Origin of the sequence: Thermaerobacillus caldiproteolyticus (assembly GCF_015326725.1) — a bacterium.
Taxonomy (GTDB): Bacteria; Bacillota; Bacilli; order Bacillales; family Anoxybacillaceae; genus Thermaerobacillus; species Thermaerobacillus caldiproteolyticus.
On sequence record NZ_CP064060.1, the window covers coordinates 270,310 to 294,796 of the forward strand.

Sequence of the window (24,487 nt, forward strand, 5' to 3'; positions counted from 1 at the left end):
TTCGTTATGAAGCAATAGAAAAAATGAGGGGAGATACCTAGTGATAGAGAAAAGAACACCCATTCCAGTAACAGAAGCAATAAAAAAAGTGATGGCGTATGCGAAAGAGGGAGAGATAGAAACAGTCCAACTTGAAGAAGCTTATGGAAGATATTTGGCCGAGCCGCTTTGTGCCGATCATGATGTTCCGCCGTTTGATCGTTCCCCTTACGACGGCTTTGCGATTCGTGCGGTAGATTCCGCTTCAGCCAGCCTCACTCATCCTGTTGAATTTGAGGTCATCGAAGCGATTGGCGCGGGGGACGTAGCAAAACAAGTCGTTCAGCCGTTTCAAGCGGTACGCATTATGACAGGAGCACAAATTCCAAGTGGCTGCGATGCGGTCGTAATGCTTGAGCTGACGAAAGAATATGAGCGGAATGGTAGAAAGTATATGTCGATTAAACGTTCGTTCAAGCCGGGGGATAACATATCCTTTCAAGGCGAAGATGCGAAAAAAGGGGATGTGCTCGTGCCAAAAGGAACATTCATTAACCCGGGTGTACAGGCGTTATTAGCAACATTTGGTTATGCAGAAGTAAAAGTCGCGAAAAAACCGAGGATCGGCATTTTTGCGACAGGCAGCGAATTATTGGAGGTTTCCGAGCCGCTTGTTCCTGGCAAAATTCGCAACAGCAACTCGTACATGATTAGCGCGCAAGTTATCCGCAGCGGAGCGATACCTGTATATTTCGGAACATTGGCTGATGATGTTGACGAATGTTTGGCGGCAATTGAGCAAGTGTTGGATGATGTCGATATTCTCATTACAACAGGCGGTGTTTCTGTCGGTGATTACGACTATTTGCCGACTATTTATGAACGGCTGGGAGCTGAAGTATTATTTAATAAAGTGGCCATGCGGCCAGGAAGTGTTACAACGGTAGCACATGTCAACGGAAAGCTATTGTTTGGTTTATCCGGCAATCCTTCCGCTTGTTACGTCGGGTACGAATTATTCGTTCGCCCTGTTGTTCGAACGAGGCTGTTTTCGCCAAAGCCGTATTTGCGAAAAGAGACTGCAACGTTATTGGCTGATTTTCCAAAACCGAATCCGTTTACTCGCTTTGTAAGAAGCTATGTGACCGTTCAAGACGGACGTCTATACGTTTTCCCTGTCGGAATGGATAAATCGAATATCGTCACATCGCTTGCAAAAGCGAACGCGCTGATGGTGTTGCCGGGAGGAACGCGCGGTTTCGCCAAAGGAGATACGGTTGATGTATGGCTGTTAGAAGATGAAGAAGGAAGTGCTGTATGAACGTCTGGCAAGTCGTCGGCTACAAAAATAGCGGAAAAACAACACTCATCGAAAAATGGATAAAGCAAGCCTCCCAAGAAGGATACAAAGTCGGGACGGTGAAACACCATGGTCACGGCGGCAATCCGGATGTGTGTCATGTGACTAATGATTCGAGCCGGCATCAACAAGCCGGAGCGATTGTCACTTCGGTCGAAGGAAATGGTCTATTGCAATTACACGCCTTTCAGCCACAATGGACGTTGTCACAAATTTTATCAGTTTATTCGCTGTTGCCTATTGATTTTACGATCGTCGAAGGGTATAAACGTGAACAATATAAGAAAATCGTGATGCTGCGGACCGATGAAGATTGGTCGTCGCTTTCTGTATTAACAAATATTGTCGCAGTTATTACATGGGAGCCTTCCCCGTTGCTAGCATCCATCCCATATCCTGTTTTTTTGATTAATGACGAGGAGCGCTATTTACAATGGTTGATGAATGAGGTGAGAAAAGCTGTATGAGCGAACCATTATTTATGATTACGGAAAAACCAATCTCCATTGAAAAAGTGATACAAAAAGTGATACGTCCGGAAGCAGGTGCGGTTACGACGTTTATCGGAACGGTGAGAGAGCTGACAAACGGAAAACGAACGTTATTTTTACAGTATGAAGCATATGTGACGATGGCGGAAAAAATGTTGGCGCAAATCGGAAAAGAAATTCGCGAAAAGTGGCCGGAAACAAAAGTGGCGATCACGCACCGGATTGGCAAGCTCGATATTGGCGATATTGCTGTCGTCATTGCTGTTTCGACACCGCATCGGAACGACGCCTACGAAGCAAATCGGTACGCAATTGAGAGAATTAAACAAATTGTGCCGATTTGGAAAAAAGAACATTGGGAAGATGGGACAGAATGGGTAGGAAACCAGCTGGAAACGAAAGCGTATCCGACGGGAAAACCGGAAGGAGAGGACTTCATATGATGATTACATTGCTCTTTTTTGCTCACTTACAAGAAGCAATTGGGCAAGAGAGAATCGAAATGCAATACGTTCCGCAAACAGTGAAAGAGTTAAAACAACAGATTGAAACACGGTATGGAATCGACTTGCGCCACGTGATGGTGGCAGTTAACGAAGAATACGCACGGGAAGAGCAACAGCTCAAACCTGGCGATACCGTTGCTTTTATCCCACCAGTAAGCGGGGGATGAATCAGGAGTAACAAAGCGATGATTGTTGGCAAGAAGCCGACCTTGCTTATTCCCAAACAACATGGCGCTTGGGCGATGCTTGGCATTCCGTTTGGATTAGGAGCATATGCGGGCGGGTTTTCTTGGTTCCATCTTCCGTTATTTCTCGGCTGGTTATGTTTACATTTAGCGAAATATCCATTCTTAATGACAGTAAAAACAAAGCGAAAGAATGAATATATGCCATGGTTTTATTGTTATTTTTCATTCGCGGTCATGATGTTTCTTATTCCGTTATTGTACCATCCGATGCTCATTAACTTTGGTATCGCCATGGTTCCGTTCTTTTTGATGAATCTTTATTATGCGAAAAAGAAAAATGAGCGCGCCTTTTTTAACGATGTAGCTGCTATTGCTGCTTTTTGTATCGGTGGTCTTGCCAGCTTTTACGTCGGGCGCGGCGCATTAACGATTCAAGCGTTCGAACTATCTTTATTTAGCTTCCTCTTTTTTATCGGAAGCACCTTTTATGTGAAAACGATGATCCGCGAAAAGAAAAATTCTATTTATAAATGGGGGTCATGGATTTATCATTTTCTATTAATTGTTGTCCTAGTGATGATTGGTTATCCATTGTTTGCTCTTGCCTATGTTCCAAGCGTCATTCGTGCAATATCTTTATATGGAAAATCGCTTTCCGTAACAAAAGTAGGTATTTTGGAAATTGCCAATTCGGCTTATTTTCTGCTCGTTATGTTGATTTTTCTATCATAAAAAAGGAGGCGCATTATGCGTCTCCTTTTTTAATCAATGCTGCATATTTCCGGCGGACAACCTTCACAAGCGATTTCGTTACGTAAATATTCAAGGCTATGAACTTTTTGGTACGGAGGTGATGCCTTTTTTCCGCAATTTGCTCAGCAAGCTGTTGACGGCTTCGCGCGACGTTCCGCAAAAGCTCTCCAATTCCTAGTGTGTTAGTTGCAAGCTAATTAGAATGCCGTCTTCCTTCATCCCCCCGTAACGGTTACATAAGCGAATCAGCGTAGAGTATAATGCTTCTTTTTAAGGTCGCGAAATTTCGTTTGAGTTTTGCGACACTGGTCATTTATCCATTTCATAAGCATGAGAGATAATTGGTGGTTTTTTAAGCACCTTTTTTGAAGTGGCAGAAACAATCCCGTCTCGAGCGCTTTGGCACTTGGCAGATATTTTGCATGGAAAAATCCCCGTTATTGCATATCCGTAATGTAAATTCTTGTCCATCTGCCGTCATTTTACTCATTTGTACTTTTCCGGACTGAATGTAGTAAATTTTTTGTCGCTTTCTCTTTTTCCCTTCACGAAATTTTTTGTATTGGGATATTGCGATAAACACTCTGAAACAGTATCTGTATTATCGAACGCCACGTTTATTACTGATTTAAAAATCATAAGCAATATGTTTTCAGATTTATAGAAAGAATACGGAAAAAGACAATTGAATAAATATATACATAAATTTTAGAAAATAATTAAATATACATTTGATTTTATTTTTATGCAGTATTATAATGATAACTACATGAAAGAGAATTCGTTCAAGGAGGAAGAACATGAACATCGCAGTTATTGGCGCAACAGGGTATAGCGGTGTAGAATTGCTGCGGTTTTTGCGCCATCATCCTTATATAAGTCGTTGCTCTCTTTATTCATCGTCACAAGAAGGAGTTCCGTTATCTCACAGTTTTCCTCATGCGCGTGAAGAAGGAGAGCTTATTCTTCAAAAGATTGATATGGAACAAATTGCAGCTACATGCGATCTTGTCTTTTTTGCTACACCGCCGGGTGTTTCAAGCGGACTCGCACCATTGCTTATTGAAAAAGGGATCAAAGTGATTGATTTATCCGGCGATTTTCGCCTTAAAGATAGAACGGTGTATGAAAAATGGTATAGGCGGCAAACAGCTTCCGATATTTATTTGCAACAGGCTGTGTACGGTTTAACGGAATGGAACAAAGAAGAGATTCGAGGTGCTCAGCTTCTTTCCAATCCAGGTTGTTATCCAACGGCAACATTACTTGGATTAGCACCGCTTGTGAAACATCGTTTGATCGAAGAAGATTCGATCATTGTTGATGCGAAATCAGGAGTATCAGGAGCCGGACGTCAAGCTTCGTTAAACACTCATTTTTCGGAAACAAATGAAAACGTCAAAATTTATAAAGTGAATGAACATCAACACATCCCAGAAATTGAGCAAATGCTGCAAATGTGGGATGAGCATGTTCAACCAATTACGTTCAGTACTCATTTAATCCCGATGACAAGAGGAATTATGGCAACGATCTATGCGAAAGCAAAGGAAGATTTGTCATTAGAGATGTTGCTAGATTTGTATAAAACAAGTTATGAAGATTCCAAGTTTGTTCGTGTACGAAAGCCGGGACAATTCCCAGCGACAAAAGAAGTCTATGGCTCTAACTATTGCGACATTGGCATTGCATATGATGAACGAACAGGAAGAGTGACGGTTGTCTCCGTCATTGACAATCTCGTCAAAGGAGCTGCCGGTCAAGCAATTCAAAACTTGAACGTGATGATGGGATGGGACGAAGATAGCGGGCTGGCATTTGCGCCTATTTATCCGTAGGAAGGAGTTAGTGTCATGATAATCACAAAGCAAGGAAGTGACGTTTACTATATCGCTGAGGGAACGGTGGTTACGCCGAAAGGTTTTCAAGCAGCAGGCGTACACGCTGGGTTGCGGTATGCCAAAAAAGATTTAGGAGTGATTGTGTGCGAGGTGCCGGCGTCTTGTGCCGCGGTTTATACGCAAAGCCATTTTCAAGCTGCTCCGCTGAAAGTGACACAGCAAAGCATCGCTGTTGAACAAAAATTGCAGGCGATCATCGTCAATAGTGCTTGTGCGAACGCTTGTACAGGAGAAAGAGGATTAAAAGATGCTTATGAAATGAGAGAGTTATGCGCTGAGCAATTTGGCCTGCAACCGCATCTTGTAGCGGTAGCTTCAACAGGAGTCATCGGCGAATTTTTGCCGATGGAGAAAATTCGTGCTGGTATCAAAAAATTGCAGCCGAGTCACTTACAAGAAGATGCTGTTGCTTTTCAAACGGCGATTTTAACGACGGACACGGTGATGAAAAAAGCGTGTTATCAAACGACCATTGATGGAAAGACGGTCACGATCGGCGGGGCAGCGAAAGGATCAGGAATGATTCATCCGAACATGGCAACGATGCTTGCTTTTGTTACAACCGATGCGAATATCTCTTCAAGTTCCCTTCAAGATGCACTTCGTTCGATTACGGACGTGTCGTTTAATCAAATTACCGTTGACGGTGAAACATCGACGAACGATATGGTTGTCGTGATGGCAAGCGGGCTTGCCCAAAATAACGAGCTTACTCCGAATCATCCAGAGTGGCCAAAATTTTACGAAGCATTAAAACAAACATGCGAAGATTTAGCCAAACAAATTGCCAAAGACGGCGAAGGGGCAACGAAGCTTATTGAAGTGCGCGTGAACGGAGCAGCAACGGATGAAGAAGCGAAACGAATTGCTAAAAAAATTGTCGGTTCGAATTTAGTGAAAACTGCTGTTTATGGGGCAGATGCGAACTGGGGGAGAATTATCGGGGCGATCGGCCATGCGGATGCGACAGTAGATCCGGATCATGTCGACATCTCACTCGGAAATATCGTCATGTTAAAAGGAAGCGAACCACAGCCGTTTTCGGAAGAAGCGGCTACTGCTTATTTACAACATAAAGAAGTCGTTATTGAAGTGAATCTCCATCTCGGCAATGGAACAGGCGTGGCGTGGGGCTGCGATTTAACATACGATTACGTCAAAATTAATGCAAGCTATCGTACATAAGAAAATGAGAGGAGAGAACGATGGGAGAGACAATTGTCATCAAATGCGGAGGAAGCATATTAAGCGAGTTGTCACCATCCTTTTTTACGAGTTTACAAGCGTTGTACTCTCAAGGCATGAATATCGTTATTGTTCATGGCGGTGGTCCGGAAATCGGACAAATGCTGAAACGATTAAATGTGTGCAGCGAGTTCATTAATGGATTGCGGAAGACGACAGAAGAGGTATTAGAAGTTGTGGAAATGATTTTAAGCGGGAAAGTAAACAAACAGCTTGTTTCCTTACTACAGCAATACCACCTTCCTAGCATTGGTCTTTCCGGAGTTGATGCTCGCTTGCTTGAAGCTGCATCGATTGATGTTGCTAAGCTAGGGTATGTTGGGGAAGTTGTAAATGTCAATGAACAATTTTTAAACGATCTTCTTCTCTCTCGGTATATTCCGGTCATTTCTCCGATCGGAAGTGACCGGAAAGGACAAAAATATAACATTAACGCTGATACGGCCGCAGGGTCTATCGCCAAAGCGTTACAAGCAAAACAACTCGTATTCGTTACCGATGTTCCGGGCATTTTACAAAACGGTTCCTTGGTCGAGCACGCAACCATTGAGACGATTGAGAACATGATTGATGACGGGATTATTTCCGGAGGGATGATTCCAAAAGTAAAAGCAGCGGTGGCTGCACTATCGGAGTCACTTGATGAAGTAATGATTGTCAGCGGAAAAACAACATTTTATTCCGAAAATGGGCGGATTTATGGAACGATCATTCGAAAAGAAGCGGGGGTTTACTAATGGGAGCGTTATTTCCTACTTATAACCGTTGGGACATTTGTCTCGAATCAGCGGAGGGGACAAAAGTTGTCGCGAAAGACGGCAAACAATATTTAGATTTCGTTGCAGGAATCGCGGTTTGTAATCTTGGTCACCGCCATCCCGCTGTTCAAGCTGCAATCGAGGCACAGCTACAGCGAGTTTGGCACGTCTCCAATTTATTCACAAGCGATTTGCAAGAAGAAGTGGCACAGCTTCTTGTTGAGCATAGCTGCGGAGATTATGTGTTTTTTTGTAACAGCGGGGCGGAAGCGAACGAAGCAGCGCTAAAGTTAGCGCGTAAGCACACGGGTCGCTCGAAAGTCATTACGTTTCAACAATCGTTTCACGGTCGGACGTTTGCGACGATGTCAGCGACTGGGCAAGAAAAAGTGTATAAAGGGTTCGGGCCGCTGTTACCGGAATTTATTCATCTTCCTTTTAACGATATCGCCACATTGGAACAAGAAATGGACGAACGTGTGGCTGCGATCATGGTCGAGATTGTGCAAGGCGAAGGCGGCGTGAGACAAGCGAACGAAGCGTTTTTGCAAAAAATCGCCGAACTTTGCAAACAGTATGGCGCTCTGTTCATTGTCGATGAAGTGCAAACCGGCATTGGTCGTACTGGGACCGCATTTGCATATCAACATTTTTCAATCGAGCCAGACATCATTACGAGCGCCAAGGGATTAGGAAGCGGAGTTCCGGTTGGTGCAATGATCGGAAAAGCATTTTTGCGAGATACGTTTACAGCCGGTATCCACGGCTCGACATTTGGCGGCAATCCGCTTGCTATGGCGGCTGCGAAAGCGACATTACAAGTCATTTTCAAAGAGGAATTTTTACAGGAAGTGCAAAAAAAAGGAGCATACTTTTTACAACAACTTCGCGAAGCGCTACACGGAGTAGATATTGTAAAAGACGTGCGCGGTCTTGGACTAATGATAGGGATTGAATGTAAACAAGAGATCACAAAGCTGATTCCAGCGATTCATGCCAATGGACTGCTTGTACTAACCGCTGGACCTAACGTTATCCGTTTACTACCGCCGCTTATTGTTACGAACGAAGAGCTTGATATGGCTGTCGATATATTACAACAAACATTAATGAAAGAAAGTGTCGCAGCTAGTTGAACATAGCTGCATCTTTAATGAACTGTATGTATAAAAATTCTTATTAGTAAATAAAAATTCGATCATGAGGTGGCAATCATGAATGCGTATTTGCATTTAGCAAACGGAAAGAAATTTGCGGGAAGGCTTGAATTTCCGCTTCCAGACAGTGAAGTGAGCGGGGAAGTCGTCTTTTTTACCGGCATGACCGGTTACCAAGAAGTGCTGACGGACCCTTCTTATAAAAATCAAATCGTCGTATTTACGTATCCTTTAATTGGAAATTACGGAATTAACGCCGAAGATTTTGAAAGCAAACGTCCGCATGTACAGGCGGTCATTGTCTATGAGGCAAGTGCTCAGGGATACCACTATGAAGCGGAATATAGCTTAAAAGAATATTTGCAGCAATGGAATATTCCTCTATTGACTCATGTAGACACACGGGCCTTAGTCAAAGACATTCGCAACCAGGGAACAATGCTTGGCAATATCACATTGGAAGCGGAATGTGATATCCAAGCGTTACAAGAAAAAGCGTTTCCTGTGCGTGAAGTCTCAACCTCGCAAATCGAAACATACGGAAACGGAGACACACACATTGTGTTAGTCGATTTTGGTTATAAAAAATCGATTTTACAATCATTAGTCACAAGAGGATGCAAAGTAACCATCGTTCCTTACTATACATCATCGCAAACGATTCAAGCGCTTCAGCCGGACGGCATTGTGTTATCGAACGGACCGGGAGACCCGAAACAACTTTCGAAACATTTGCCGAATATTCGCCATATCATCGATCATTATCCGACACTTGCGATTTGTTTAGGTCATCAATTAGTGGCGTTGGCGTACGGAGCGAATACGGAAAAACTTCGCTTTGGACATCGCGGGGCGAATCAACCGGTGTATGATGCAGTTAAAAAGAAAGTATTCATGACTTCGCAAAATCATAGCTATGTCGTTAATGAAAACAGCTTAGCGAATACACCGTTCATTGTTCGGTTTACGAACGTGAACGATAGCTCGGTCGAAGGAATGGTGCATCGCTACAAGCCAATTTTATCGGTGCAATATCATCCAGAGGCACATCCCGGCCCTAGCGATACGAATGACATCTTTGATGAATTTTTACAAACCGTGCTAAAAGGGGAGAAAGTATATGCCTAAGGATTTAACGCTGCAATCGATTTTAATCATCGGTTCCGGACCGATCGTCATTGGTCAGGCAGCCGAGTTTGATTATTCCGGCACTCAAGCGTGTATTGCATTAAAAGAAGAAGGCTACCGTATAATTTTAGTCAACAATAACCCGGCAACGATTATGACAGACGAAGTTCATGCGGATGCCGTCTACTTTGAACCGCTAACTGTCGATAGCATCGAAAAAATTATTGCCAAAGAGCGACCCGATGGCTTGTTAGCAACATTCGGAGGACAGACGGGGTTAAACTTAGCGTTCCAACTTCATGAAGCCGGAATTTTAGAAAAATACGGCGTAAAGTTGCTCGGAACGCCGATTGACGCAATTAAAAAAGGGGAAGATCGCGAGGCGTTTCGCTCACTCATGTATGAATTAGGAGAGCCGGTTCCAGAGAGCGAGATCATCACAAACGTAGACGATGCTGTCGCATTTGCTGAAAAAATTGGCTTCCCAATTATTATCCGCCCTGCCTATACGTTAGGGGGAACAGGCGGTGGTATTGCAATGACGATGGAGCAATTTGTCGCTTTAGTCGAAAAAGGATTAGCGGAAAGCCCGATTACGCAATGTCTTATTGAGCGAAGTGTCGCCGGCTATAAAGAAATTGAATACGAAGTGATGCGCGACCATACAGATACGTGTATTACCGTATGTAATATGGAAAACGTCGACCCGGTCGGTGTGCATACCGGCGACTCTATTGTCGTCGCTCCATCGCAGACATTAACAGATGAAGAATACCATATGTTGCGCTCCGCTGCAGTCAAAATTATTTCTGCTCTTGGCATTATCGGCGGATGCAATATCCAATTTGCCCTTGACCCATTCAGCAAACATTACTATTTAATCGAAGTCAATCCGCGTGTCAGCCGTTCTTCCGCGCTCGCGTCAAAAGCGACGGGCTATCCGATTGCGCGCATCGCAGCGAAATTAGCGGTCGGCTATACATTGGCGGAGCTGTTAAATCCGGTAACGAAAAATACGTATGCCAGCTTTGAACCAGCTCTTGATTACGTTGTTGTCAAGTTTCCACGCCTACCGTTTGATAAATTCCCTCACGTCGATCGCCGACTCGGTACACAAATGAAGGCGACCGGTGAGGTCATGGCGATTGACCGCAATATGGAGCGCGCTTTTCAAAAAGCAGTCCATTCGTTAGAAGGAGAAAACGTCGGGTTATGTTTACCGGAATTAGCAGCACAAACGAATGAGCAACTTAAAGGACTTCTTGTTAACAAAGATGATCGTCGCTTTTTTGCGATTCTCGAGCTATTCCGCCGCGGGGAAACGATCGAAACGATTTATGAATTGACAAAGATTGATCGATTCTTTTTGAATTCCTTTTATCAGCTTATTTTGTTGGAACAGAAAGCGAAAGAAACAAGTTTAGACGATATTGATGAAGCGACGTTCCGTCTTTTGAAAGAAAAAGGGGTTTCCGATGCGTTTTTAGCTGATGTCTGGAACGTAAGTGAATGGGCGGTAAGAGAAAAACGGAAACAGCTTGGCATTGTTCCTTCGTACAAAATGGTTGACACATGCGCAGCAGAGTTCCATTCGGAAACGGACTATTATTATTCGACGTATTTTGGCCAAGATGAGAGAAAAGAAAGTGATAAAGAGAAAGTGTTAATTATCGGAGCAGGTCCGATTCGGATCGGGCAAGGCATTGAATTTGACTACAGCTCCGTTCATAGCGTTTATGCGTTGCAAGAAGAAGGATATGAAACGGTTTTGATTAACAACAATCCAGAAACAGTAAGTACCGATTTTGCTGTGGCGGACCGCCTTTATTTCGAGCCCCTTACGTTAGAAGAAGTGTTAAATGTTATTGAAGCGGAACGAATTGAAAAAGTGATCGTTCAATTTGGCGGTCAAACGGCTATTAACCTTGTGAAAGGATTAGAAGAAGCGAACGTAACCATTCTTGGTGTTTCCCATGACGTCATTGACCAACTTGAAGATCGCGACCGCTTTTATCAATTACTAGAAGAGCTCGATATTCCACATGTACCGGGGTTAATGGCAAACGATGAAAATGAACTCATCGCCAATGCCAAAGCGGTAGGCTATCCGGTTTTACTTCGCCCTTCCTATGTTATTGGCGGAAAAGGAATGTTTATCGTCAACAATGAACAACAATTGCAGCAACTGTTAAAAGAAGGATTAACGTTTACATATCCGGTCTTAATCGACGCATATTTAGACGGAAAAGAAGCGGAAGTCGATGTTGTCGCCGATGGAGAAGCGATGTTGCTTCCAACGATTATTGAACATGTAGAAAAAGCGGGAGTCCACTCTGGAGATAGTTATGCTTTCTTACCCGCTCAGACGTTGACGGAAGAAGAGAAAACGCAAATCATGACGTTCGCGGAAAAAATTGTTCAAAAACTCCAATTTAAAGGGATTATGAATATTCAATATGTCATTGCCAACGGTCAAGTGTATGTACTAGAAGTCAATCCGCGCGCAAGCCGTACCGTGCCGATTGTCAGCAAAACGACAGGAATTCCGCTCGCGCAAATTGCGACAAAATTATTGCTTGGGAAATGTTTGTGTGACTCGGTTGGCGAAAAACACCGAGGATTAGCGAATATGCCATATATCGTTTTAAAATATCCGGTATTTTCAACGCATAAATTGCCGGGAGTCGATCCTCTCGTCGGTCCGGAAATGAAATCGACAGGAGAAGGCATCAGCATCGCTGAAACAGTGACTGAAGCGGCAGCTAAGGCGTTCCATTCGTATTTATCTAAAAAAGGCGGCGCTTATGAAATTTATGTAGATATTGATATGAACAATATGCAGTCACTACTTGAACTCATTGAAGATAAACAACTTACCATTGTAACGGATATACCGTTTGCCCAATGGGTGAAACGAAAAGAAGCGTTAGCGTTTTTTAATCTGAAAAAAGATACTGAAAGCACCGAAGAGAGAATGCTTGCGTTGTCCCGACAAATCATCACCTTTACAGAAATAGAAACATGTGAGCTATTTTTACAGGCGATCGGTATTGATAATGCTTCTGTTTCGTCTATTCAAAATTGGCTCGAACAGAAAAGAAAATCAGAGAAAGCGGTGATTGTATGAACCCAGTCGTAAAACAAACAATCAGTTCCTCGTTAAAAGGAAAAGACTTATTAACACTAATCGATTTTTCTTCGGAAGAAATTCATGATGTATTAGCACTAGCTGCGGAATTAAAACAAAAACAGCGCGCGGGGGAACGTTATACTCCGCTCGCGGGAAAAACATTAGCAATGATTTTTGAAAAGCCATCAACGCGCACGAGAGTATCATTTGAAGTTGGAATGACGCAATTAGGAGGCCATTCCCTTTATTTAAATAGTAATGACTTACAGATCGGTCGCGGCGAAACGATTGCTGACACAGCAAGAGTATTATCCCAATATGTTGATGCAATTATGATTCGTACATTTGCCCATAGTAAAATTGAGGAATTAGCTCACTATGCAACGATTCCTGTCATTAACGGCTTAACCGACGATGATCATCCGTGTCAAGCATTAGCCGATTTATTAACAATTTATGAATTAAAAAAGAAATTAAAAGGGATTAAGCTTGTTTATGTCGGTGACGGCAACAATGTTGCTCATTCGTTAATGATCGCCGCAGCAAAAGTGGGCATGGATTGTACAATCGCTTGTCCGATTGGCTATGAACCGAAAGAGAATTATGTAAAAGAGGCAGTAAAAGCGGCAGAACAAACAGGAGCAGCGATTACCGTTACGCATGATCCAAGCGAAGCAGTGGTAGGTGCAGATGTCATTTACACCGATGTATGGACGAGCATGGGACAAGAACAAGAAAGTGAAGAGCGGCTTTCTGTCTTTCAGCCGTTTCAAGTCAATGAGCAGCTAGTACAAAAAGCGAAAGATGATTACATCTTTCTCCATTGCCTGCCGGCACATCGTGGTGAAGAAGTGACAGCTGATGTGATTGACAGCGCTCATTCATTTGTGTTTCAACAAGCAGGGAATCGACTTCACGTACAAAAAGCGATTTTACTATCTCTTTTAGTATAAACGAAAAGCACTGGATTACATTCCGGTGCTTTTATCATGTTGTACCATCATTTGCGTAGTTATGAACGGAAGAGACAACGGGAACGTTAATAATGTACCTTTGGTTTAAGGGAGGAATGAAGATGGGCCAGAGACGACATTTTGGACCGGGGGATAAAGCACCGAACAATGGTGTCTATATCGAAATTGGTGAAACAGGAGATAATGTGAAGCATCCAAAGAAAATCAGGTTAAAAGCCGGAGACACGTTCCCAGAAACATCGAACCATAATCGTCATTGGACATATATGCGAAAACCGTAAACAAGAAAAGCGGGGACGCTGTGAACGGTAAAAAGTTATACTTTCTTAATCATGCGAAAAAGCCATTCTCATATGGGGATGGCTTTCCATTTGAATTCAAAAGGGAGCATCCGTTATAATGACTTTAAAGGTCAAAAAAAGTCAAAAAAGGGGCGAAAGCAATGAACATAAATAAAATGACAGAAAAAGTGCAAGAAGCGTTCATCGCTGCCCAATCTCTTGCTGTGAAACATCATCATCAACAAATGGATATCGAGCATCTTTTACTCGCTTTGCTTCAACAAGAAGAAGGACTAGCAGGAAGAATATTAACTCTGCTTCATGTGAATGTAGAGGCGTTCACGAACGAGTTGCGAGCGCGTTTAAAGAAAAAACCGGAAGTACTTGGCGCAGGGGTCGAAGAAGGAAACATCTATATGACCCATCGCTTGCAACGCCTCATTACGAATGCCGAACAAGAGGCAAAGCAAATGCAAGATGAATATCTATCAGTCGAACATTTATTATTGGCATTAACAATTGAAAACAACGATATTAGCCATTTGCTCCAGCAATACCGTATTGACCGTTCATCATTGTTAAAAGTATTAACAGAAATAAGGGGGAATCAGCGCGTGACAAGTCCAACTCCAGAAGCTACATACGAAGCTCTAAAAAAATACGGCCGCGATTTAGTAGCGGAAGTGAGAGCGGGAAAAATCGATCCTGTCATCGGTCGCGATAGTGAGATTCGCCGCGTTATTCGCATTTTATCGCGCAAGACAAAAAACAATCCGGTGTTAATCGGGGAGCCGGGCGTCGGAAAAACAGCGATCGTTGAAGGGTTGGCGCAACGTATTGTTCGGAAAGACGTTCCAGAAGGGTTAAAAGATAAAACGATTTTTGCCTTAGACATGAGTTCTCTTGTTGCCGGAGCGAAATTTCGCGGTGAATTTGAAGAACGTCTTAAAGCGGTGCTCAATGAAATAAAAAAAAGCGAAGGAAAAATTATTTTATTTATTGACGAATTGCACACGATTGTCGGAGCGGGAAAAGCAGAAGGCGCAATGGATGCTGGAAACATGCTAAAGCCGATGCTAGCGCGCGGGGAATTGCATTGCATTGGTGCAACAACACTCGATGAATATCGGCAATATATCGAGAAAGACCCGGCCTTGGAGCGTCGGTTCCAACAAGTGCTTGTCGAAGAACCGGGCGTCGAAGATACGATTTCCATTTTGCGCGGTTTAAAAGAGCGATTTGAAATCCATCACGGCGTCAACATTCACGATCGTGCTCTTGTGGCGGCAGCAACATTATCGGATCGCTATATTTCCGACCGTTTTTTACCTGATAAAGCGATCGATTTAGTCGACGAAGCGTGTGCGATGATTCGTACCGAAATTGACTCCATGCCATCCGAGCTTGATGAAGTGATGCGGCGAGTCATGCAGCTGGAAATCGAAGAGGCGGCGTTGCGAAAAGAAACGGATGAAGCAAGCAAGGAGCGGCTCGAGACTTTAACAAAAGAACTCGCCGATTTGCGCGAAAAAGCAAACAGCATGAAAGCGCAATGGCAACAAGAAAAAGAAGCGATTCAACAAGTGCGCAATGTTCGTGAAGCTCTTGAAAAAGCTAAACGCGAATTGGAAGAAGCAGAAAACGAGTATGACTTAAATAAAGCTGCTGAACTTCGCCATGGTCGCATCCCACAGCTGGAAAAACAATTAAAGCAGCTTGAACAGCAAATGAACGAAACAAACAAAGAAGGTCGTCTCCTTCGTGAGGAAGTAACAGAGGAAGAAATCGCGGAAATCGTCTCAAGATGGACAGGAATTCCGTTAACACGATTAGTCGAAGGGGAACGCGAAAAACTGTTGCGTCTGCATGACCTTTTACATGAGCGTGTCATCGGGCAAGATGAAGCGGTCGAGCTTGTCGCTGATGCGGTGTTGCGTGCTCGTGCGGGCATTAAAGATCCTAATCGTCCGATCGGTTCCTTTATTTTTTTAGGACCAACCGGTGTCGGAAAAACGGAGCTGGCGAAGGCGCTCGCGCAAGCGTTATTTGATAGCGAAGAACAAATGATTCGCATCGACATGTCCGAATATATGGAAAAACATGCGGTATCGCGCTTAATTGGTGCTCCGCCTGGTTATGTCGGTTATGAAGAAGGGGGGCAATTAACGGAAGCGGTACGGCGCAAACCGTATTCCGTCATTTTACTTGACGAAATCGAAAAAGCGCATCCAGAAGTGTTTAATATTTTATTACAAATGTTGGATGATGGACGTATTACTGATTCCCAAGGGCGCACGGTCGATTTTAAAAATACGGTCGTCATTATGACATCAAATATGGGCTCGCATGCGTTGTTAGAAGGAGTCAAAGAGGATGGAGAGATCAAAGAAGAAACGCGAGAACAAGTATTACAACAATTGCGCGCTCATTTCCGTCCGGAATTTTTAAACCGCGTGGATGATGTTATTTTATTTAAACCGTTAACAACGAAAGAAGTAAAAGGAATTGTCGAAAAATTAGTGAAGGAACTTGCCAAGCGGCTGGCCGATCGCCATATTTCCCTCACATTGACGGAAAAAGCAAAAGAATACATTGCTACATCCGGATTCGATCCGGTTTACGGAGCACGACCATTAAAACGATTTATTCAAAAACATATTGAAACCCCATTAGCGAAAGAAATCATCGCTGGCCGTATCAAAGATTACAGCACAGTCGATGTTGATTATGAAGGCGGACAAATCGTTGTGACAGCGAAATAAAATGAACAAGGCTGTCCCTTTACTTTCGGGACAGCCTTATTTCTTACGAAGTTACACGCGCCGCTTTCGCTTTTCTTTTTGTCTAGCTCCGGTGACCAACCGCTCGGGCCAAATCACCTTCACCCTCGAATGCAGACATTTCCGCGGGGGAAGAACATTTGCCCATTGCGGTTAGGCAAGTCACCTCCGCTTTTCTTAGTGATGTTCAACTGGTTCGTCAGGAAGTAAGTTAGCGATGATGATGATGAGAATCGTAACAACAACCCCTAATAAAGCTCCTGTTGAAAAGTGATAAGCAATACCTTGCATTGAGCCAATGACGTATGTGGCCATTTGTACTAGCAGAAACGTCCAAAAAAATGTCCAAAAAAATTTCACCGCATTCACCTCAATCTTTGTAACATTCCGTTTTTATCTTACCATAACTTATAGAAATCGAAAATGTCCTTTTGTTTTTGGGCAATATCCCCTTACTTCTTAGCATCTTTTGCATACAGTATACTGTGCAACTATGCTCTGTAAAAAGTAAGGGTGAATACGAATGGAGGTTCAACAACGTTTTTTCCAGCTTGATGATCAATGGTGTGTAGTTCACTTGCCGGAGCGCCCGAACGGATTTGCAATTCTCATCCTTGGTGACACGAACCATTTCGTCAGTGACAGCACAAGTTTTTGGCTACAGCATAAAGGAAGACGCCAGCTTCTTAACGATCTACGTGAATATGGATATACCATTTTTTATTCGAATTTATATGGTCGACATTGGGGGAGTCCTAAGGCAGTCCGTTTGGTAAAGCAACTGATTTACTACGTGTTAAAAAGTGAAATATTAAACAATCGCATCTATATTCTTGCTGAAGGAATGGGAGCTCTTGTCGCACTGCGGTTGCTTGAAACACTGCCACAGCAAATTCGCGCGGTAGTGATGTTAAGCCCATGCTTAGATTTACAAGCGCAGCTGGCGTATGAAAAAGAAAATAAGTTTTTTTACAAACGAATGGTCAAAGAAATTTCGGTAGCGTATGAAATCGACGAAATGAATATAAAAGACGCAGTCCCTTCATTATCATTTGTTCAATCATGCGTTCCCATTAAGATATGGCAACTATCGGGTGTTACTTCTTATCCTTCCTCTTTTCATTGTCGAAAATATGAGGAATTAGCGAGGAAGGTAAAAGGTCAGGTGGATGTTGCATACCATTTACCAGAAAAAAGATACAGCTTTTCCAAAGCGATTCATCAATTTTATCAGCAATATAATGATTTACAATAAATTCCTCTATCGAGTATAGAAACGGTAGGGGAATTATTTTTGGCAAAGAAAATAAGAGGCATTCAAACAAGAACATGCCTCATCGGGGAACCGTTGTCGTTATGATTTTTTGAAAAGGTCAACAAAGGAAGTGAATTTTTTCATAAGGGGCTTTAATTGATTAAATGAGGAGACAAGCGTATCAATATCTTGCATTAATTGCATAAAATCGAGCCCTTGTTGCGGAGGGAATTCGCTAAATTCGCTTTTTCCTAGAACGTTCTCTCTTTGACGTGACGGAAACGGCCCGAACATTAAACGGGAAAAACGATCCTCTCGTTGGTTAGTCTGCTCATTTTGCTCCTTGGCTTCTTGGTCAGTTTGCTTATTTTGTTCCGTGTCTTCCATGATGCTTTCCTCTCCTTTCCCTTTCCTCTTTATTAGCACTTTATGTGAAAAAAAAAGAATTGATTAGACGTATACCACGTACCAAATATTTGTATTGCACGTTTAACAAAATTCCGATAAAATTAGTACCAAGTAATAGTAATTGGTTATATAATACTGAAGGAGTTGTTCAGCGTGGGTGCAGGTATTATAGGGATTGGGCGATACTTACCGGAGAAGGTGTTAACCAATTTTGATTTAGAAAAAATGATGGATACGTCTGATGAATGGATTCGGACGAGAACGGGAATTGAGGAACGAAGAATTGCTCCTGACAATATCGATACATCCGATATGGCATATTTTTCAGCTAAAAAAGCATTAGAGGATGCAGGAATTTCAGCAACCGACATTGATTTAATTTTAGTGGCCACGGTGACGCCGGACCGTCCGTTTCCATCGGTTGCGTGTATGCTGCAGGAACGTCTAGGAGCGACCAAAGCAGCGGCGCTTGATATTAGTGCGGCATGTGCGGGTTTTATTTACGGTATGGTCACGGCAAAACAATTTATTGACAATGGAGCGTATCGCTATATATTAGTAGTTGGTGTTGAGAAGTTATCGAAAATCGTCAATTGGAACGATCGAAATACTGCTGTGTTATTTGGAGATGGCGCAGGCGCAGTGGTAATGGGACCCGTTTCTGAAGGCCGGGGCATTTTATCATTTGAATTAGGAGCTGATGGAACAGGAGGAAAACATTTATACCAAGACGAATATGTCATTATGAATGGGAGAGAAGTGTTCAAATTTGCCGTTCGGCAAATGGGAGAATCATGCATTAATGTGCTAGAAAAAGCAGGTTTATCAAAGCAAGACGTTGATTTTCTCATCCCGCATCAAGCCAACATCCGCATCGTCGAAGCTGCAAGGCAGCGACTAGAGTTGCCGGAAGAGAAAATGTCGACAACGGTAAGAAAGTATGGAAATACGTCGGCAGCCTCCATTCCGATTTCGATTGTCGAAGAATTGGAAGCAGGGAAAATTAAAGACGATGATTTGATTATTATGGTTGGTTTTGGTGGCGGCCTAACATGGGGAGCGATCGCGTTACGATGGGGTCGCTAAATCATCGACCATCGACACTCTTTCATTACAAGAAAAAGGAGAGACAAAAGAATGGAAAAGAGAAGAGTCGTTGTCACAGGTCTAGGTGCAGTTACTCCGCTTGGAAACGATGTTGAAACGACGTGGAACAATTTAATTGCCGGTCGGACAGGAATTGGGCCGTTGACTCGTGTCAATCCTGACGACTTTCCGGCAAAAGTAGCAGCAGAAGTAAAAGATTTTAATCCAGAAAATTATATAGATAAACGGGAAGCGCGAAAAATGGACCGCTTTACGCAATATGCGGTTGCCGCCGCGCTTATGGCTGTTAAGGATGCGAAGCTAGAAATTACGGAAGAAAATGCGACACGAGTCGGCGTCTGGATCGGCTCTGGAATCGGCGGGATGGAAACATTCGAGCAACAGTTCGAAATCTTCCAGCAACGCGGTTATCGTCGTGTCAGTCCATTTTTTGTACCAATGATGATTCCGGATATGGCGGCTGGTCAAGTGTCGATCATTCTAGGAGCGAAAGGAATTAACTCTTGTACCGTCACTGCGTGCGCAACGGGAACGAACTCTATTGGTGACGCGTTTAAAGCGATTCAGCGCGGTGATGCAGATGTCATGATTACTGGTGGAACAGAAGCGCCTATTACGAAAATGTCGCTAGCTGGCTTTTGCGCCAATACTGCTTTATCAACAAATCCGGATCCAAACAAAGCGAGCCGCCCATTTGACAAAAACCGCGATGGTTTTGTCATGGGAGAAGGCGCTGGCATTCTCGTAATAGAGGAATTAGAACATGCGTTAAAACGCGGTGCTCACATTTATGCCGAGATTGTCGGTTATGGAGCGACAGGGGATGCGTATCATATTACCGCGCCGGCTCCAGGTGGGGAAGGCGGCGCGCGTGCAATGCGGAAAGCATTGGCAGACGCCGGAATGCAGCCAGAAGAAATCGATTATATTAATGCACACGGTACAAGCACGGAGTATAACGATAAATATGAGACGATGGCGATTAAAGAAGTATTCGGCGACTATGCGTATAAATTGGCAATTAGCTCGACGAAATCAATGACTGGACATTTGTTGGGAGCCGCAGGAGCTGTGGAGGCAGTATTCTCTGTATTAACGATTAAAGAAGGAATCATTCCGCCAACGATCAATTACGAAACACCTGATCCAGAGTGTGATCTTGACTATGTACCAAACGTAGCAAGACGTCAAGAAGTCAATGCGGTACTCAGCAATTCGCTTGGGTTTGGCGGCCATAATGCGACATTGATTTTTAAAAGATATACAAAATAACGAACAGGGCTATCTCAGACAAGGATGAGATAGCCTTTTTTTCACCTTCTTTTCGTTTATTTCATACGATGGGAAAAAGCAAGAGAAAGGTGTGAATAAGACAGTGCCGATCGTGCGTACCGACGAGTGGTTAGTAAAATTACATTCCCGTCCGCTTCAACTATGTGAACGACTCACTCCTTATTTTGAAGAGGCAACAGCTCGTGATATTTATCTGCATCTCATCCAGCATGGGATGTACCAGCCGTCAAACGATATAGCCAACATCGTAGATCAAATGAAAAAGAAACGAATGTGGAAACATATTACAACGATATACGAAGCATTAAAAAAACAATGGAACAGTCCCGATGTACCAATTTTTCTTTTTCCGGCGGATCCGCATAATCGAAAACTAGCCCGTGAATTTAATAGCAAAGGCGGACTGGCTTACCCTGATAAATTGTTCCTATTTTTATTACCGCATCATACAGAAAAAGAAATCAAAGCGGTGTTCACGCATGAGTATAATCATGTCTGGCGCTTTGCCAAGCACGAGAAACAAAGTGATGACTATACGTTACTTGATGCCATCATTTTGGAAGGGCTAGCAGAAAATGCGGTTCGTGAATACGTTGGAGACACATATAAAGCGAACTGGACGACATATTATTCGGAACAAGAGATTATACAATTTTGGCGACGCTATCTGTCTCCACATCAGTCCATTCCTGTCCACCATCCGTTATATAACCGCCTTCTCTACGGACTTGGTTTTTATCCGAACATGCTTGGATATGCAGTCGGATACTCTATCGTCCACCATTGTTTGCAAAAAAGAGGAGTTCGTTTTTCCGAGCTTATGGAATTGTCTTCTGAGCGCATCGTGCAGCTTGCTCGACTAGGTGAATAAAAATATAGTCATGACCCCAAGTTACAGTTCATATATGTAGAAATAAGATGGACAAGTTGATGATAGAAAGAAGAGGGCGTAATGATGCGCGTATTTATTTATTTAGTCGGTTTTGGCCTTTCAGTGATTGGAGGGGTTACTTCCATTGCTTATTTGAACATTATTACACCCGAACGAGGATGGGTTGATTATTTTCGATTTGTTAGCACGCGTATCGAATGTTATTTTCTACCAATTGGAATTGTTTTGATGTGGGTAAGTCTATATTTTTCCTATCGTGAAGAATAGTGGATAAAAAAGGGTGAAGTGGAATAAAATAAGTCCCCTCTGCCTATACTGATGGACAAATAGTTTTTTGAAGTGAGGGGTATTCTTATGTTATATCTTCATGATATTTGGGTCAATTGGTTTGAAGGAGAAGAGAACGGATACAATGTTTGCCATTTTCATGAATGGCGGAAAGATGATCAAGTCGAACTATTAGACCAAGTGCCGCTACTGAAAGTTTCCTCTGCGTTATTTGATTATATTGAAAACAGTTTATCGGAAATTCCACAGCCACTTCTTGATGATGTATACCAGAAAGCGTATGTACGTAAAAATCATGAGCGAATTCAGCTTGACTATTGTTTCGTTATTACAGATGGAACAGGGATTCTTGCCATTGATACGATTGGCTACAATATTCCGATTCGCAAAAGCCGGCTCATTCCAAGACAAGAGCAACTCGTATATGAAATGGTAGCTGAGCAACAAGAAGAACAATACCCGTTACCTACGTATAAAAAAGAGCATCATATTTTGTCACCATCTCCGCAGCTTATGAGCGGATTAACACGAAAAGAACGCCAATTGAAGCAACTGTTATTTATGGCACTTGATCAGCTTCATTCCATGAAAAACGTCGCTGAAGTACGTTATTGGTATACGGAGTGGGCACCTCACAAATATCCTTCGATTCAACAAATGTCGTTTGAAGAAGCATGGCAACATTTATATGAGGAAACGAAGTACGGCTGGTCGGAAAAACATGTGCAATTATGCGAAAAACTCATAAAAGGTCAGCCATTTTTTGAAAAGTTATGGGAAATGGAACAAGAGCCAAAAGTGAATTAAAAAGCAAGCCGCAAATAGGCTTGCTTTTTGTTATTTACGTTTTCTTCCTAATCCCATTGCGTTTTCCATTTTCTTTAACATTTTATTTGCGACTTGATTCGCTTTTTCTGCGCCTTCATCAAGCACTTGATCGAGAAGATCACTCTCCATTAAATGGTAGTATTTTTCTTGAATCGGTGTGAGGGTATCAATGATCACCTGAGCAAGATCGGCTTTAAATTCTCCATACCCTTTTCCTGCATATTCTTGTTCTAGTTGTTCAATCGATTTGTTTGCCAAAATAGAGTAAATGTTTAACAAGTTCGTAATGCCCGGCTTATTTTCTTTATCGTATTTAATGACTCCATCCGAATCGGTAACGGCGCTTTTAATTTTCTTTTCAATCGTTTTTGCATCATCTAACAGTGTAATAAATGCCTTTTTGTTTGGATCAGATTTGCTCATTTTTTTCGTCGGATCGGCAAGGGACATAATGCGAGCTCCTACTTTTGGAATGCGCGGTTCTGGAAGAGTAAAAATTTCTCCGTAGCGTTTGTTAAACCGTTCCGCCAAGTCACGTGTTAATTCAATATGCTGCTTTTGGTCTTCGCCGACAGGAACAATATCCGTTTTGTAAAGGAGAATATCAGCTGCCATAAGCGGAGGGTACGTTAATAACCCAGCGCTTACCGCTTCTTTCCCGGCTGACTTGTCTTTAAACTGTGTCATTCTTTCGAGCTCGCCGATGTAAGCGATGCATTGCAGCATCCATCCGGCTTGTGCATGCGCAGGGACTTCTGACTGAATAAATAATGTCGCTTTGTTCGGATCGATGCCGACCGCTAAATACAGCGCAGCTAGACTGCGAATGTTTTTGCGAAGCTCAAGGCGATCCTGTGGAACAGTAATCGCGTGCTGATCAACAATACAAAAATAGCAGTTGTATTCGTGCTGTAATTCAATAAATTGTCGCATCGCACCAATGTAATTGCCAAGCGTAATGACACCGCTTGGTTGAATACCTGAAAAAATTGTCTTCATAAAATCACTCCTTTACACTATACATATAAATAGAAAGGTCCTACCTCCCGCTCAATTAGGGACGATAGGACCGCGTTGCCACCCTAGTTATTGTACTTCACGTACAATCGCTCTGTTCCATGCTATTTTTGCATGGCACCTTTGTAACGCAAGGCAGACGTCCAAGCCTACTCCCAGTTCAGCTTGGATGCTCGAAAGCCCATTCCATATTGCTAGCCGCTTGTTCGCACCACCCACAAGCTCTCTGCATGCATCGCAATATGTACTATTCTTTCTCATCGCATTCTCTCTATTGTACTCTTCATTTTAACTTATACCTATCTTTTATGCAAGAATGATACACAATTAAGAATTATTGCATAAAACAAATCATTTAGCGCTAGGATAATATTATATTAAAAATGATCTATCTTATTTCCTCATTTAAACACGAATAATTGTCTTTATTTCAAACTGTTTTTTAATAATATATGATTTATTGATAAAATTATTTTATAAAAATATATGCTCAAAAAAGTTGTTGATAGTCTGTAAATGTAAAGTAAAAAAAACAGAATGTAAACGCTTTAATATTAATTTTGTAAATTTTTTTCATTTACATTTATCAAAAAACACTATAAAATGCTAATTAACTAAAAACATAAATAATTTAAAGCAAAACAAAATTCAGAAAATAGGTGTAAAAAATTCTTTTCAAATATATTAATAACATTTATAATAGGGTTTGGATAAAATATTCTGATAAATCAGAAGGTATAGATTTTGTTTTCATAAAATTATACATAA

General features: G+C 42.5%; 24 protein-coding genes and 1 other annotated feature. Of the genes, 20 read left to right on the forward strand and 4 right to left on the reverse strand.

The window, feature by feature from the left end:
* The first annotated feature begins 40 nt into the window (after window positions 1-40).
* Genes ISX45_RS01425 through ISX45_RS01445 form a run of 5 tightly spaced genes read left to right on the forward strand, consistent with a single transcriptional unit; the run spans window position 41 to window position 3,256 of the window.
* A complete protein-coding gene (locus ISX45_RS01425; RefSeq protein ID WP_194519818.1) occupies window positions 41-1,300 on the forward strand; it encodes a molybdopterin molybdotransferase MoeA in 1,260 nt (419 codons plus the stop codon).
* Window positions 1,297-1,806, forward strand: a complete 510-nt coding sequence (gene mobB, locus ISX45_RS01430; RefSeq protein ID WP_194519819.1) for a molybdopterin-guanine dinucleotide biosynthesis protein B — start codon at window positions 1,297-1,299, stop codon at window positions 1,804-1,806. The genes ISX45_RS01425 and mobB overlap by 4 nt, the downstream gene beginning before the upstream one ends.
* Window positions 1,803-2,273 (forward strand): molybdenum cofactor biosynthesis protein MoaE, encoded by a 471-nt coding sequence (locus ISX45_RS01435; protein WP_194519820.1) that lies wholly within the window; start codon window positions 1,803-1,805, stop codon window positions 2,271-2,273. The genes mobB and ISX45_RS01435 overlap by 4 nt, the downstream gene beginning before the upstream one ends.
* The gene (moaD, locus tag ISX45_RS01440; RefSeq protein ID WP_181555856.1) at window positions 2,273-2,503 is read left to right on the forward strand and encodes a molybdopterin converting factor subunit 1; all 231 of its coding nucleotides are present in this window, start codon (window positions 2,273-2,275) and stop codon (window positions 2,501-2,503) included. Before ISX45_RS01435 ends, moaD begins: the two co-directional genes overlap by 1 nt.
* Before the next feature lie 18 nt (window positions 2,504-2,521).
* Window positions 2,522-3,256 (forward strand): YwiC-like family protein, encoded by a 735-nt coding sequence (locus ISX45_RS01445; protein WP_194519821.1) that lies wholly within the window; start codon window positions 2,522-2,524, stop codon window positions 3,254-3,256.
* A gap of 96 nt (window positions 3,257-3,352) precedes the next feature.
* Here ISX45_RS01445 and ISX45_RS20175 read toward each other — a convergent pair whose 3' ends face one another.
* Window positions 3,353-3,448 (reverse strand): helix-turn-helix domain-containing protein, encoded by a 96-nt coding sequence (locus ISX45_RS20175; protein WP_228485605.1) that lies wholly within the window; start codon window positions 3,446-3,448, stop codon window positions 3,353-3,355.
* Between the two features lie 629 nt (window positions 3,449-4,077).
* Between ISX45_RS20175 and argC the strand changes: the two genes are divergently transcribed.
* From argC to clpB, 9 genes are all read left to right on the forward strand, one after another.
* Entirely contained in the window at window positions 4,078-5,115 is a 1,038-nt protein-coding gene (argC, locus tag ISX45_RS01455) for an N-acetyl-gamma-glutamyl-phosphate reductase (protein ID WP_194519822.1), read from the forward strand.
* A gap of 15 nt (window positions 5,116-5,130) precedes the next feature.
* Window positions 5,131-6,363, forward strand: coding sequence for a bifunctional ornithine acetyltransferase/N-acetylglutamate synthase (argJ, locus tag ISX45_RS01460; protein WP_181555763.1), 1,233 nt, complete (start codon window positions 5,131-5,133; stop codon window positions 6,361-6,363).
* Between the two features lie 20 nt (window positions 6,364-6,383).
* Window positions 6,384-7,160 (forward strand): acetylglutamate kinase, encoded by a 777-nt coding sequence (gene argB / locus ISX45_RS01465; protein ID WP_181555764.1) that lies wholly within the window; start codon window positions 6,384-6,386, stop codon window positions 7,158-7,160.
* Complete coding sequence (locus tag ISX45_RS01470) at window positions 7,160-8,317, forward strand: acetylornithine transaminase (protein WP_181555765.1); 1,158 nt, start codon at window positions 7,160-7,162, stop codon at window positions 8,315-8,317. Before argB ends, ISX45_RS01470 begins: the two co-directional genes overlap by 1 nt.
* 78 nt (window positions 8,318-8,395) lie before the next feature.
* Window positions 8,396-9,466, forward strand: a complete 1,071-nt coding sequence (locus tag ISX45_RS01475) for a carbamoyl phosphate synthase small subunit (protein ID WP_181555766.1) — start codon at window positions 8,396-8,398, stop codon at window positions 9,464-9,466.
* Entirely contained in the window at window positions 9,459-12,593 is a 3,135-nt protein-coding gene (locus ISX45_RS01480) for a carbamoyl-phosphate synthase (glutamine-hydrolyzing) large subunit (RefSeq protein ID WP_194519823.1), read from the forward strand. The genes ISX45_RS01475 and ISX45_RS01480 overlap by 8 nt, the downstream gene beginning before the upstream one ends.
* Complete coding sequence (argF, locus tag ISX45_RS01485) at window positions 12,590-13,549, forward strand: ornithine carbamoyltransferase (RefSeq protein WP_181555768.1); 960 nt, start codon at window positions 12,590-12,592, stop codon at window positions 13,547-13,549. The genes ISX45_RS01480 and argF overlap by 4 nt, the downstream gene beginning before the upstream one ends.
* A 122-nt stretch (window positions 13,550-13,671) precedes the next feature.
* The gene (locus tag ISX45_RS01490) at window positions 13,672-13,851 is read left to right on the forward strand and encodes a YjzC family protein (protein ID WP_181555769.1); all 180 of its coding nucleotides are present in this window, start codon (window positions 13,672-13,674) and stop codon (window positions 13,849-13,851) included.
* A gap of 161 nt (window positions 13,852-14,012) precedes the next feature.
* Window positions 14,013-16,613, forward strand: a complete 2,601-nt coding sequence (clpB, locus tag ISX45_RS01495) for an ATP-dependent chaperone ClpB (RefSeq protein ID WP_194519824.1) — start codon at window positions 14,013-14,015, stop codon at window positions 16,611-16,613.
* A 195-nt stretch (window positions 16,614-16,808) separates the two neighbouring features.
* Here the strand turns inward: clpB and ISX45_RS01500 are convergent, their stop codons facing one another.
* Complete coding sequence (locus tag ISX45_RS01500; RefSeq protein WP_181555771.1) at window positions 16,809-16,991, reverse strand: DUF2929 family protein; 183 nt, start codon at window positions 16,989-16,991, stop codon at window positions 16,809-16,811.
* A gap of 163 nt (window positions 16,992-17,154) precedes the next feature.
* Here ISX45_RS01500 and ISX45_RS01505 point away from each other — a divergent pair, with 163 nt between their 5' ends.
* On the forward strand, window positions 17,155-17,886 hold the full coding sequence (locus tag ISX45_RS01505; protein ID WP_194519825.1) for an alpha/beta hydrolase family protein: 732 nt from the start codon (window positions 17,155-17,157) through the stop codon (window positions 17,884-17,886).
* A gap of 99 nt (window positions 17,887-17,985) precedes the next feature.
* Here ISX45_RS01505 and ISX45_RS01510 read toward each other — a convergent pair whose 3' ends face one another.
* Window positions 17,986-18,273 (reverse strand): hypothetical protein, encoded by a 288-nt coding sequence (locus tag ISX45_RS01510; protein ID WP_181555773.1) that lies wholly within the window; start codon window positions 18,271-18,273, stop codon window positions 17,986-17,988.
* 174 nt (window positions 18,274-18,447) lie between these two features.
* On the opposite strand from ISX45_RS01510, the gene ISX45_RS01515 reads away from it, so the two are divergent.
* The 5 genes from ISX45_RS01515 (at window position 18,448) to ISX45_RS01535 (ending at window position 22,681) form a co-directional block, all read left to right on the forward strand.
* Entirely contained in the window at window positions 18,448-19,380 is a 933-nt protein-coding gene (locus ISX45_RS01515) for a beta-ketoacyl-ACP synthase III (RefSeq protein WP_181555774.1), read from the forward strand.
* Between the two features lie 51 nt (window positions 19,381-19,431).
* Entirely contained in the window at window positions 19,432-20,673 is a 1,242-nt protein-coding gene (fabF, locus tag ISX45_RS01520) for a beta-ketoacyl-ACP synthase II (RefSeq protein ID WP_181555775.1), read from the forward strand.
* Window positions 20,674-20,764: 91 nt separating this feature from the next.
* Window positions 20,765-21,565 carry a DUF2268 domain-containing putative Zn-dependent protease gene (locus tag ISX45_RS01525; protein ID WP_228485606.1) on the forward strand — a complete coding sequence of 267 codons (801 nt, stop codon included), beginning with the start codon at window positions 20,765-20,767 and terminating at the stop codon, window positions 21,563-21,565.
* Window positions 21,566-21,646: 81 nt separating this feature from the next.
* Complete coding sequence (locus ISX45_RS01530; protein ID WP_181555776.1) at window positions 21,647-21,853, forward strand: YuzI family membrane protein; 207 nt, start codon at window positions 21,647-21,649, stop codon at window positions 21,851-21,853.
* Window positions 21,854-21,940: 87 nt separating this feature from the next.
* The gene (locus ISX45_RS01535; protein ID WP_181555777.1) at window positions 21,941-22,681 is read left to right on the forward strand and encodes a YjbA family protein; all 741 of its coding nucleotides are present in this window, start codon (window positions 21,941-21,943) and stop codon (window positions 22,679-22,681) included.
* A 30-nt stretch (window positions 22,682-22,711) separates the two neighbouring features.
* On the opposite strand, the gene trpS is transcribed toward ISX45_RS01535, so the two are convergent.
* Complete coding sequence (gene trpS / locus ISX45_RS01540; RefSeq protein ID WP_181555778.1) at window positions 22,712-23,701, reverse strand: tryptophan--tRNA ligase; 990 nt, start codon at window positions 23,699-23,701, stop codon at window positions 22,712-22,714.
* Window positions 23,702-23,755: 54 nt separating this feature from the next.
* Window positions 23,756-23,989 (reverse strand) — a binding site (T-box leader).
* Window positions 23,990-24,487: the final 498 nt, after the last annotated feature.

Excerpts from the sequence above, each read along its gene's own strand:
- clpB (WP_194519824.1), top strand. The coding sequence starts at position 14,013 with ATGAACATAAATAAAATGACAGAAAAAGTGCAAGAAGCGTTCATCGCT.
- moaD (WP_181555856.1), top strand. The coding sequence starts at position 2,273 with ATGATTACATTGCTCTTTTTTGCTCACTTACAAGAAGCAATTGGGCAA.
- fabF (WP_181555775.1), top strand. The coding sequence starts at position 19,432 with ATGGAAAAGAGAAGAGTCGTTGTCACAGGTCTAGGTGCAGTTACTCCG.
- ISX45_RS01435 (WP_194519820.1), top strand. The coding sequence starts at position 1,803 with ATGAGCGAACCATTATTTATGATTACGGAAAAACCAATCTCCATTGAA.
- mobB (WP_194519819.1), top strand. The coding sequence starts at position 1,297 with ATGAACGTCTGGCAAGTCGTCGGCTACAAAAATAGCGGAAAAACAACA.
- ISX45_RS01475 (WP_181555766.1), top strand. The coding sequence starts at position 8,396 with ATGAATGCGTATTTGCATTTAGCAAACGGAAAGAAATTTGCGGGAAGG.
- argJ (WP_181555763.1), top strand. The coding sequence starts at position 5,131 with ATGATAATCACAAAGCAAGGAAGTGACGTTTACTATATCGCTGAGGGA.
- ISX45_RS01470 (WP_181555765.1), top strand. The coding sequence starts at position 7,160 with ATGGGAGCGTTATTTCCTACTTATAACCGTTGGGACATTTGTCTCGAA.
- argB (WP_181555764.1), top strand. The coding sequence starts at position 6,384 with ATGGGAGAGACAATTGTCATCAAATGCGGAGGAAGCATATTAAGCGAG.
- trpS (WP_181555778.1), bottom strand. The coding sequence starts at position 23,701 with ATGAAGACAATTTTTTCAGGTATTCAACCAAGCGGTGTCATTACGCTT.
- ISX45_RS01530 (WP_181555776.1), top strand. The coding sequence starts at position 21,647 with ATGATGCGCGTATTTATTTATTTAGTCGGTTTTGGCCTTTCAGTGATT.
- argF (WP_181555768.1), top strand. The coding sequence starts at position 12,590 with ATGAACCCAGTCGTAAAACAAACAATCAGTTCCTCGTTAAAAGGAAAA.
- ISX45_RS01445 (WP_194519821.1), top strand. The coding sequence starts at position 2,522 with ATGATTGTTGGCAAGAAGCCGACCTTGCTTATTCCCAAACAACATGGC.
- ISX45_RS01490 (WP_181555769.1), top strand. The coding sequence starts at position 13,672 with ATGGGCCAGAGACGACATTTTGGACCGGGGGATAAAGCACCGAACAAT.
- ISX45_RS01510 (WP_181555773.1), bottom strand. The coding sequence starts at position 18,273 with ATGGAAGACACGGAACAAAATAAGCAAACTGACCAAGAAGCCAAGGAG.
- ISX45_RS01480 (WP_194519823.1), top strand. The coding sequence starts at position 9,459 with ATGCCTAAGGATTTAACGCTGCAATCGATTTTAATCATCGGTTCCGGA.
- ISX45_RS01535 (WP_181555777.1), top strand. The coding sequence starts at position 21,941 with ATGTTATATCTTCATGATATTTGGGTCAATTGGTTTGAAGGAGAAGAG.
- argC (WP_194519822.1), top strand. The coding sequence starts at position 4,078 with ATGAACATCGCAGTTATTGGCGCAACAGGGTATAGCGGTGTAGAATTG.
- ISX45_RS01505 (WP_194519825.1), top strand. The coding sequence starts at position 17,155 with ATGGAGGTTCAACAACGTTTTTTCCAGCTTGATGATCAATGGTGTGTA.